The organism is Segeticoccus rhizosphaerae (assembly GCF_009192725.1).
GTDB classification, from domain to species: domain Bacteria; phylum Actinomycetota; class Actinomycetes; order Actinomycetales; family Dermatophilaceae; genus Segeticoccus; species Segeticoccus rhizosphaerae.
Genome location: NZ_VOHR01000124.1, coordinates 1 through 10199, shown reverse-complemented (window position 1 = coordinate 10199; position 10199 = coordinate 1). Strand labels below are relative to the sequence as shown.

Here is a 10199-nt window from a genome sequence, read left to right as displayed (position 1 = left end):
AGGGCCCGCTGCGCTGACCGGGGGGCGGCCAGCGCCTGCCCGGCCACCAGGCCGGAGAAGGGTCCGGCGAGCAGCGCGCCACCGGCCGCTGCCTTGAGGAAGGTCCGTCGTTCGACTGTCATGGATCGATCTCCCGCTGACTCGGCCCCGAGCGATGATCCGGCCGACCCTAGCGGGCTCCTTGCCCCGTAGCCACCCCTCCAGGCCTTCGTCCTTCAGGCTCCACCACGGCCAGGCGCCTCTTCATCACCGGACGCAGCCGCACGACCCGTGACATCGCTGGGAGACTGGGCGCGTGCCCGTCAACCCGCCACGCAACGACCCGCCGCCGGCCACCGCGGTGGTGCTCTGTGGCGGCGCGTCACGCCGGATGGGCGGGGCGGACAAGACGGCGCTGCCGTTTGCCGGCACCACCGTGCTGGACCACCTCCTCGACTCGCTGCCCGCGGACTGGCCGGTCGTCTGCGTCGGTGAGGCACGGCATACGCAGCGCTCCGTCACGTGGACCCGCGAATCACCACCGGGCGGAGGGCCGGTGGCCGGTATGGCGGCCGGCCTGGCGCTCGTCGCCACTCCCCTGGTGCTGCTTCTCGCCGGAGACCTGCCGTTCGCCGGTCCCGCCGCCGCCCACCTCGCGCTGGTTGCTGGGAAAAGGAGAGCTATTTCGCCCCCTTTCCCAGCAACCAGCGCGGTGGTGGCGACCGATGAGGAGGGTCGCGCACAGCCGCTGCTCGGGGCCTACCGGACCGAGGCCCTGCGCCGAGCCGTCCCGGACGAGCCCGGCGGAGCGCGCCTGATGGGGGTCCTCGAGCACCTCGGGGTCGAGTTCGTGCCGCTCGACGATCGGGCGTGCCTCGACGTCGACACTCCCGAATCCCTGGCCCGTGCCACGCAACTGGCCGCCCGGTCCTGAGCCCGGGGGAGCCAGGCCGACCTGGGACGAGCACCTCGCAGGTTCGCCCTCCGGCACCCGGCGACGTGCCGGCGCGGAGAGCGCAGCCTAGGGTCGGACCATGAAGGCGATCACCATCCCGACCCCCGGCGGCCCCGACGCGCTCGTGCTCGATGAGGTGGCGCCCCCGGTGCCGGGGAATTCCGAGGTGCTCATCGACGTGGCCGCCGCCGGAGTCAACCGCGCCGATCTGCTGCAGCGCCAAGGGTTCTACGACCCACCTCCCGGTGAGTCCCCCTACCCCGGGCTCGAGGTCAGCGGCACCATCCGTGCGCTCGGCAGTGAGGTGACGGGCTGGCAGGTCGGAGACCAGGTGTGTGCCCTGCTGTCCGGTGGTGGGTATGCCGAGCAGGTCGCCGCACCCGTCGGCCAGGTGCTGCCCGTGCCTGAGGGCGTCTCCCTCCAGAACGCAGCCGCCCTGCCGGAAGTCGTCTGCACGGTCTGGTCCAACGTCTTCATGACGGCCAACCTCCAGCCCGGGGAGATCCTGCTGGTCCACGGCGGATCCAGTGGCATCGGCACGATGGCGATCCAGCTGGCGCGCGAGATCGGCGCCCAGATCGCCGTCACCGCGGGCTCGCAGGCCAAGCTCGACGCCTGCCGGGAGCTCGGGGCCGAGATCCTGATCAACTACAAGGAGCAGGACTTCGTCGAGGTGCTGCGGGACGCCACGGACGGCCACGGAGCCGACGTGGTGCTCGACAACATCGGGGCGAAATACCTCGCGCGCAACCTGGCCGCCCTCGGCGCGAACGGCCGTCTGCTCGTCATCGGGATGCAGGGCGGCGCCAAGGCCGAGCTCGACCTGGGTGCGCTGTTGCGCAAGCGCGCCGCTGTCATCGCCACGTCGCTGCGGGCGCGGCCGCGCGACGAGAAGGCGACGATCGTGAGCGCGGTCCGCGAACACGTCTGGCCACTGGTCTCCGGCGGTCTCGTCCACCCGGTCGTCCACACCACGTTCCCCCTTGCCCAGGCGCCCGCGGCCCATCGCACCCTCGACGAGAGCCAGCACATCGGCAAGGTCCTCCTCCTGCCCTGATCGTGCAGGTGGGGCGGCCCGCCTGTTGACGACCGGCGACATACTCGGTATACATCTCTTCACCAGCAACAATACCGGGTATGCACGGACGTGGAGAGGTCGCCGCATGTCGATCAGACAAGGACTGCTCGCCCTGCTGGCGCAGGAGCCGATGTATGGCGCGCGGCTGCGCAGTGAGTTCGAGGACCGCACCGGCGGCACCTGGCCGCTGAACGTCGGGCAGGTCTACACGACCCTGACCCGGCTCGAGCGGGACGGGTTGGTCGAGGTGTCGGGCCGGCCCGACGCCGAGGGCCGCATCGCCTACCGGCTGACCGACGCCGGCCGCGCCGAGGTGACCCGCTGGTGGTCCACGCCGGTGGACCGTGACAGCACCCCTCGCGACGAGCTGGCCATCAAGCTGGCGTTGGCGGTGACCGTGCCGGGGGTCGACGTGCAGCGGGTGGTCCAGACCCAGCGGACCGCGACGCTGCGCCACCTGCAGGACCTGACCCGGCTCAAGTCGAGGAACGACCCGGCCGGGGTCCCTCGGCACGAGCTGGCGTGGCAGCTGGTGCTGGAGAACCTGGTCTACGCCGCGGAGGGCGAGGTGCGCTGGCTCGACCACGTCGAGGCCAGCCTGGCCCGCGCCGCCGTCGGCCGGCGCGAGGAGACCAGACAGCGGGACGTTCGCGAGGCTGATCGGGGCGACGGCGCTGACGCGAGCGCGGAGGGTCACCCCGGGACGAGTGAGGGCGGCCGGGAGGCACACGGCATACCGGCCACTTCGCGAAGGAGGCGGCGATGAGCGCCTCCGCGGGCGCGCCGTTGCTCGAGCTGATCCGGGTGTCTCGCGTGCACGGCGAGGGCGCCACCGAGGTGCACGCCCTGACCGACGTCTCGCTCCAGGTCGGTGTGGGCGAGCTCGTGGCCGTGATGGGGCCCAGCGGGTCGGGCAAGTCCACGCTGCTCAACCTGGCCGGCGGCCTCGACCGACCGACGACCGGGCAGGTGCGCATCGACGGCCGCGACGTCGCCGGGCTGTCCCACCGAGGGCTGGCCGAGCTGAGGCGCCGCAAGGTCGGGTTCGTCTTCCAGGACCTCAACCTCATCCCGTCACTGACCGCCGCCGAGAACGCCGCGCTCCCGCTCGAGCTCGACGGCGTCGGCGTCAGGCAGGCCAGGGCGTCGGCTCTGGAGTCCCTGGGGTCGGTCGGCGTGGCCGAGCTCGCCGACCGGTTCCCCGAGGAGATGTCCGGCGGGCAGCAGCAGCGGGTCGCCATCGCCCGCGCCTTGGTCGGCGAGCGACGACTGGTGCTGGCCGACGAGCCGACCGGTGCCCTCGACTCGCACACCGGCGAGTCGGTGCTGCGGGTGCTGCGAGCGCGGTGCGACGAGGGCGCCTCCGGACTGCTGGTGACCCACGAGGCCCGGCACGCGGCCTGGGCCGACCGGGTGGTGTTCCTCCGGGACGGCGTGGTGGTCGACACGACCGGCGCGCCTCCCGCCGCGGAGGAGCTGCTCGACCACCCCTCGGGGGTCTGACGTGGACGAGACCGACGCCGGCGCCGCGGGACGCAGGGGATCGCGCGGCGCCGGTGCCTTCGGACACTGGTATGCCGGGTGGCGCAGCGCCCTGCGGCTGGCCCGCCGTGACGCCAGCAAGCACCGCGGCCGTGGCGCGCTCGTCGTGCTGCTCGTCGGGCTGCCGGTGCTGCTGATCAGCGCCGGCCTTACGGCCTTCGCCACCGACGACGTCAACCCGGTCGAGTCCCTCCCCCGCGTGATGGGGCAGGCCCAGGCGGTGGTCTCACTGTCCGACGCCGGCGTCGCCGCGCAGCGCGTCCTGCAGGGCCCCTACCCCATGGACGGGGGTTACGGCACTGCCGGGCCCGCCGAGCGCGAGCCCGGCGTGCCCAAGAGAGCCCCGTGGACGCGCGAGCGGGTGCAGCGTCTCACCGGGGGCACCGTGCTCTCCACCACCACGACCGTGGTCCGCGCCGAGGTCGGTGACCGCCAGGTCCACGCGGCAGCCCTGCTGGTCGACGGTCGCCAGCCGGTGACCCGCGGTATGGCGTCACTCACCTCGGGCCGGTGGCCCCGCACCGCCGACGAGGTCGTCGTCACCCCAGAGGGAGCGGCCGCCGGCCTGCCCACCAGTGGCACCATCACCCTGGCGGCCCGTGGACGCCCGACCAAGGTGACCGTGGTCGGCACGGGCACCGGCTGGGCGACCGCCACGGCGCACGCCGACCTCGTCGCCCTGCCGGCGGCGGAGGAGGCGTGGGAGGCGCCCGCCGACCGCCCCCAGTCCTTCCTCATCGCCCGGTCGCAGCCGGTCACGTGGTCGGGCGTGAAGCAGCTCAATGCGCACGGCCTGCTGGTGGAGAGCCGTGCGGTCTTCGAGCACCCGCAGGAGGCGCAGGCCGATCCTGACGTCCCCCCGGCAGAGAGCGAATCCGACATCGTCGTGGCCGGGATCGTGGCGCTGCTCGTCGTGGGGATCCTGCTGGAGACCGTGCTGCTGGCCGGGCCGGCCTTCGCAGTCAGCGCGTCACGTCAGCGCAGATCCCTCGCACTGATCGCCTCCAACGGGGCCCCCAGGGCCCAGATCAGACGCTACGTGCTCGCGCAGGCCGTGCTGCTCGGCGTGTTCGCGGCCGTGGTGGGCGCGTTCCTCGGCGTCGTTGCCGGTCTGCTGGCCATCCGCTGGTGGGCGGCCTCGAGCCACGCGATGAACGCACCGGGACCGGTCGACATACCGGTCTGGGAGGTGCTCGGCGTCGGCGCCTGCGCCAGCGTCGCCTCGCTGGCCGCGGCCTATCTCCCGGCGAGGGGAGCGAGCCGGCTCGACCTGATCGGCGTGCTGCGAGGCCAGGGCGTGACAGCCCGCCCGGTGCCCCGCGGGCTGCCCGTGATCGGTCTGGTCCTCGCCGGGATCGGTGGCGCCGTGCTGGCGATGAACATCGCGAACGACGGGCACGAGGCGGGCATCGCGATCGGCGCGATCGTGCTCGTCGCCGGCGCGCTGATGCTCATCCCCTGGCTGCTGTCGTGCGTCGGCCGTCTCGGACGTCGACTCCCCCTGCCGCTGCGGATGGCCACACGTGACGTCGGCCGCCAGCGCGGGCGGGGCGCACCCGCCGTGGCCGCCGTCATGGTCGCGGTGACCGCGCTCACCGTCCTCGCCATCGCCAACACCAGCGACCAGGCACAGGCGCGCCGCGACTACCAGCCACAGGCCCCCATGGGTGACGGCCTGGTGCACGGTGGTGGACCCGGGTGGCCCTCGGCGGTGGCCGCGGTGGTGCACCGGCAGGCCCCCGCGCTCGACGTGACCCCGGTCCGCCGGGTCGGCATCAGCCAGTGGTTCGATCCGATGTCCACCAGCCCCGACTCGCACCTGCCGACCTCCACCACCGTCGTCCGGTTGCAGAAGGCCTCCTGCGCCGTGTCACCGCCTGGGGCCCGCGGCAAGTCACCGGTCGTCCCCGGCTACGGCTCGGTCGGCCGCTGCACGGCGCTCGGCTCCGACCGCCATGACCGGCGCGCCTCCATCGGTGTCGTCGACCTGCGCTCGGCCCGCGACCTGCTCCACCTGACCGACTCCCAGGTCGACGTGCTGGCGCGCGGCGGCATCCTCGTCGCCCCCGGCCGTGAGGCGGTCCACGACGAGCACGCCACCGTCCTGGCCGGCACGCGCCGGGTCACCGAGTACGGCCAGGCCGTCGGCAGCCTCCGCGATCCCCGGGTGGACCGCATCGCGGCCGCCACGGTGAGCACAGCGACGCTCGACCGGTTCGGCCTGGCGGGCGACACGGGGGCGCTCGTGACACCGGCCACCGCGGCGTCCCACCACTGGCCGACCTTCACCGACGCGCTGCAGCTGCATGACCCCGGTGGGCCCGTCTCCTCCGGCGACGAGGACGCGATCACCCAGCACCTGCCGCAGAACGCCTTCCTGCAGGTCGAGCGTGGCTTCCAGAGCAACCTGGCCCTGCTCTACTCGCTGCTGTTCGGCGTCTTCGGCACCCTGGTGCTCGTCGCCACGCTGATCTCGACCGCCTTGGCGCAGGCGGAGGGACGCGCCGACCTGGGCACGCTCGCCGCCGTCGGGGCCACGAAGCGACTGCGCCGCGCCGTCGCGGGCTCGCAGGCCTTCGTCGTTGCGCTGGTCGGCAGCCTGCTCGGGCTGGTCGTCGGGTTCGTCCCGGGCGTTGCGCTCGCCTGGCCACTCACGGTCGAACATATGGGCTCCTACGACCCGGCGACCGGGAACACGACGCTTGCGGACGCCGGGGCGGCGGCACCGGTCATCGACATCCCGTGGCTGGTGCTCGCCGCGGTGGTGATCGGTGTGCCGGTGCTGGCCGCACTTCTGGCGGCGGCCGCCATACGGAAGTCACCCGAGGTGACCCGCCGGGCCGCCTGACGCGTGCCCCGCCCCCTGCACACCAGCGACTGTCGCACCGCGCGGGACACCCCTGACCGCCTCGGATCGTTGTTGCGGCCCGGTTGCCATCCGCAATGGACGTGTCACGAAGATCGGGCGGGGTAGAGGGAAGCATGGGCGCAGGGTTGGCCAGACAACCTACGGTCCCGTAACCTACGTAGACGTAGGTGTCGTATCGGAGAGGACCTGCCATGACCAAGACCTGGAGCCAGACCGACCTGCTGCGCGAGATGAACCAGGTCGTGGAGGGTGAGCTGAACCGCCACCTGTCCATCGCCAAGGAGTGGTTCCCGCACGACTACATCCCCTGGAGCGACGGCCGCAACTACGACGGGCTGATGCAGGGGGAGAAGTGGAGTCCCGAGGACTCCGGCATCTCCGACGTCGCCCGCTCCGCGCTGATCGTCAACCTGCTCACCGAGGACAACCTCCCGAGCTACCACCACGAGATCGCCACCATCTTCGGTCGCGACGACGCCTGGGGCGCGTGGGTCCACCGGTGGACCGCGGAGGAGGGCCGGCACGGCATCGCGATGCGCGACTACATGCTGGTCAAGCGGCTCTGCGACCCGGTCGAGCTCGAGCGGTTCCGGATGAAGCACATGTCGGAGGGCTACGAGTCGGCGCACTCCGGTGAGCTGCTGCACTCGCTGGCCTACGTGTCGTTCCAGGAGCTCGCGACGCGGGTGTCCCACCGCAACACGGGCAAGTTCACCGCGGACCCGATGGCCGACAAGCTGCTCGCCCGCATCGCCGCCGACGAGAACCTGCACATGGTCTTCTACCGCAACCTGCTCGGTGCGGCCCTGCAGATCGACCCCGACCAGACGATGCAGGCCATCCTCGAGGTGGTCAAGCAGTTCCAGATGCCCGGCACCGGGATCCCCGGATTCCAGCGCAAGGCCGTCGAGATGGCGGTCGCCGGCATCTACGACCTGCGCCAGCACAAGGACAGCGTCCTCGACCCGGTCCTGCGTTTCTGGAACGTCTTCGAGCTGGAGAACCTCTCCCCCGAGGGCGAGCAGGCGCGCACCGAGCTCGCGGCGTTCATGGACGACCTGGAGAAGCAGGCGCTGCGGTTCGAGGACAAGCGCGACATGCTCAAGGCCCGTATGGCGTCCCGCTGAGTCGGTCACGCCTCTGATCGACAACCCTCCCGCCTTGCGAGAAGGCAGTCGGGGTGCAGGATAGGGACATGACCCAGTCGCAACAGGAGCCCGAGAAGCGGCCAGCTCACGCGTCCGACGAGCCAACCGGTGACGATGCCCAGCGCGTCGTCATCGTCACCGAGGGCGGCATGGGCGTGGCCGACAGCACGTCGTCCGACTCCGACGAGTCGCGGCGAGGCGAGTCCGACGACGACCGGGGGAATCCCACGGACCTGGTCGAGCAGCCGGCCAAGGTGATGCGGATCGGGTCGATGATCAAGCAGCTGCTCGACGAGGTGCGCAACGCGCCGCTCGACGAGGCCGGCCGGGCCCGCCTCGCCGAGATCCACCGCCGCTCGATCGCGGAGCTCAAGGACGGCCTCGCGCCCGAGCTGACCGAGGAGCTCGACCGGATCGCCCTGCCCTTCACGGAAGAGGCGCCGTCGGAGCCGGAGCTGCGGATCGCGCAGGCCCAGCTGGTCGGCTGGCTCGAGGGCCTCTTCCACGGCATCCAGACGGCGATCATGGCCCAGCAGATGGCAGCGCAGGCCCAGCTGCAGGGGATGCGGCGTGCCCTGCCGCCCGGACACCCCGCGGCCCAGGGTCAACACATGGTTCCCGGCCAGGCTCCGCAGGGTGGCCCCCACGCCGCCGACGGCGGCCCCACCGGCCAGTACCTCTGACCCGCCGCAATCCGCCCGCTTCCCGCTAGCTGCTGGGAGGGGGCGTCACGGGTGACGCCGCCTTCTCCCAGCAGCTAGCGGTGCAGGTGGTAGGCGATCCGCAGCGCCACGAGGATCACCAGCAGGACCAGCACGATGATCCGGATGCGACGACGGCTCATGCCAGTGATCCTGTCACCGAGTGGCCGGGACGCAGGAGCTGACGCGGCTGGAAGAGCCGCAGCGGGTGCTCATCCTCACGACCGACGACACCGAAGCCGACATCCTGGGGGCGGTGGAGGCGGGCGCTGCCGGCTACCTGCTCAAGGACGCCCGGCCGGCAGCTCAGGAGCGCCCAGCCGCGACGGTCACGGTGTGGTGGCGATCACCGGCACGGACGACCTCGACCAACCGTTCGTCCCTGCCGACCCACGCGCCGTCCCAGACCACGCACCGCTCGATCCGGCCCTCGACCACGGCACCCTCTCCGACCACGCTGCGACCGCCGGAGGCGTCGAGGTTGGCGGTGAGGTAGTCCGCCGGCGTCCCGCAGTCGATCGCCGTCCCGGCGAACGGCACCACCTCGAGCCGCCCCTCGCATTCCGCCTGCCGCCACAGCACCTCGTACAGTCCGCTCGGCTCGTCGGTGAGCTGGCGGACCATGGCCCACGGCAGCAGGCAGGCACCCACATAGCGCATCGTGCCGAAGTCGGCCGGCCGGCCGGAGTCGATCCCGAGGAGTCGGCACGACGAGCGGTCCCAACCGTCGACCAGCACGTCCAGGTCCCCGCGCAGCCAGGCATCGGCGTTGGTCACGAAGACGTCCCGCCCGGCGATCCACTGACGCAGTGCCCCCAGCGCGCCGGCGGTCCCGAGCTCCTCGGGCTCCTCCACCGAGAGGTGGACCCGGTCGGCGAGGTGGTCAGCGAGTCGGGCCGCGTGGTGGTGCGCGTTGACCGCGAGGTGGGCTGGGCCGGTGCCGGTGTATGACGTGAGCCTCGCCAGCGCGTGGTCGACGAGCGGCACCCCGGCCACGGGACACAGCGCCTTGGGCCGCAGCTGCGTGAGCGGTCGCAGCCGGGTGCCGAGGCCTGCCGCCAGGACCACCCCCGCCAGGCCCGAGGGCCTCACCGCCCCGGTTGGTCCGGGGTGGAGACCAGCCGGCCACGTTGGTCGGCCTCGTCATGCGGTCGGGCGAGGACCTCCAGGATCCGGGCTGTCGAGTCGTCCACCTCGGGCACCTGGTCGGGTCGCATCCACCGGTAGGCCTTCGCCTCGCCCCCCACGACGACGGCGGGCCGGTGCGACAACTCCATCCGGAAGACGACGTCCACGCGCAGCACGTCGGGGTGGACCTCGGTCGCGACCGGTTCGCCGAGCTCGACCACCAGCCCGGTCTCCTCGGCGATCTCGCGCACCACGCCCTGGGCCGGGGTCTCACCGCGGTCCAGCAGGCCGCCGGGCAAGCTCCAGCCGATCCGGTGCGGCTGCCGGAGGAAGAGCACCTCGCCGTTGTGCGAGATGGCGCACACGCCCCCGACGGTGTAGCCGGGTGTACCCATCCGCACCAGGAACCGGCGGACCACGGGCGGCAGGCCACGGAACGCCAGCAGGGCCGCCGTGTAGGCCTTTCGACGCACGACGCGCAGGAGCGACATACCCAGACCCTATGTGGTGCGGGGGGACGGCTCTGTCCAGAGCACCGCCCCGCCGCGCTGACGTGGTTCGTCAACGCGACGGCGCGGGTCGGTCGCGCCGTCGCTCAGGCGGTGGCGCGGCTGGAGTGCCGAACCTTCGGGAGGGCGAAGATGATGACGAGCAGACCTGCAGCCACGGCGAAACCGCCGCCGACCTGTCCGAGGCTGAACGCCGGGAACCCGCCGCCCGCGGACGAGCCACCCGGAGCCTGGGGGCCGGCTCCGCCTGCTGCGCCCGAAGGCCCTGCGGTGGCGGTTGCCGTCGCGGT

11 protein-coding genes and 1 pseudogene are annotated in these 10199 nt (G+C 72.4%); 8 read left to right on the top strand and 4 right to left on the bottom strand.

Translation table 11 applies throughout. From position 1 onward, the window contains the following. The coding region (locus tag FRW57_RS11445; RefSeq protein ID WP_152186031.1) for a twin-arginine translocation signal domain-containing protein at positions 1–122 on the bottom strand (122 nt) is incomplete at its 3' end. 173 nt (positions 123–295) lie between these two features. Here FRW57_RS11445 and mobA point away from each other — a divergent pair. From mobA to FRW57_RS24030, 8 genes and pseudogenes are all read left to right on the top strand, one after another. Continuing rightward, positions 296–913 (top strand): molybdenum cofactor guanylyltransferase, encoded by a 618-nt coding sequence (gene mobA / locus FRW57_RS11440; protein ID WP_137119693.1) that lies wholly within the window; start codon positions 296–298, stop codon positions 911–913. Between the two features lie 100 nt (positions 914–1013). Continuing rightward, a complete protein-coding gene (locus tag FRW57_RS11435; protein WP_152186030.1) occupies positions 1014–1991 on the top strand; it encodes an NAD(P)H-quinone oxidoreductase in 978 nt (325 codons plus the stop codon). A gap of 106 nt (positions 1992–2097) precedes the next feature. Continuing rightward, positions 2098–2778 (top strand): PadR family transcriptional regulator, encoded by a 681-nt coding sequence (locus FRW57_RS11430; RefSeq protein ID WP_152186029.1) that lies wholly within the window; start codon positions 2098–2100, stop codon positions 2776–2778. After that, the gene (locus FRW57_RS11425; protein ID WP_137119690.1) at positions 2775–3515 is read left to right on the top strand and encodes an ABC transporter ATP-binding protein; all 741 of its coding nucleotides are present in this window, start codon (positions 2775–2777) and stop codon (positions 3513–3515) included. Before FRW57_RS11430 ends, FRW57_RS11425 begins: the two co-directional genes overlap by 4 nt. A 1-nt stretch (position 3516) precedes the next feature. Beyond that, entirely contained in the window at positions 3517–6402 is a 2886-nt protein-coding gene (locus FRW57_RS11420) for an FtsX-like permease family protein (RefSeq protein ID WP_152186028.1), read from the top strand. Between the two features lie 212 nt (positions 6403–6614). Further along, on the top strand, positions 6615–7550 hold the full coding sequence (locus tag FRW57_RS11415; protein ID WP_137119688.1) for an acyl-ACP desaturase: 936 nt from the start codon (positions 6615–6617) through the stop codon (positions 7548–7550). Positions 7551–7618: 68 nt separating this feature from the next. Then, complete coding sequence (locus FRW57_RS11410; protein WP_152186027.1) at positions 7619–8254, top strand: bacterial proteasome activator family protein; 636 nt, start codon at positions 7619–7621, stop codon at positions 8252–8254. 223 nt (positions 8255–8477) lie between these two features. After that, a pseudogene (locus FRW57_RS24030) lies at positions 8478–8573 on the top strand (DNA-binding response regulator); the annotation flags it as partial. Positions 8574–8578: 5 nt separating this feature from the next. Here FRW57_RS24030 and FRW57_RS11400 read toward each other — a convergent pair. The 3 genes from FRW57_RS11400 to FRW57_RS24025 form a co-directional block, all read right to left on the bottom strand. Continuing rightward, positions 8579–9340, bottom strand: a complete 762-nt coding sequence (locus FRW57_RS11400; RefSeq protein ID WP_203230304.1) for a nucleotidyltransferase family protein — start codon at positions 9338–9340, stop codon at positions 8579–8581. Positions 9341–9360: 20 nt separating this feature from the next. Then, positions 9361–9891 carry an NUDIX hydrolase gene (locus FRW57_RS11395; protein WP_137119685.1) on the bottom strand — a complete coding sequence of 177 codons (531 nt, stop codon included), beginning with the start codon at positions 9889–9891 and terminating at the stop codon, positions 9361–9363. A 104-nt stretch (positions 9892–9995) separates the two neighbouring features. Beyond that, positions 9996–10199, bottom strand: a 204-nt coding sequence (locus FRW57_RS24025; protein WP_203230303.1) for a hypothetical protein, incomplete at its 5' end; no start/stop codon positions are given.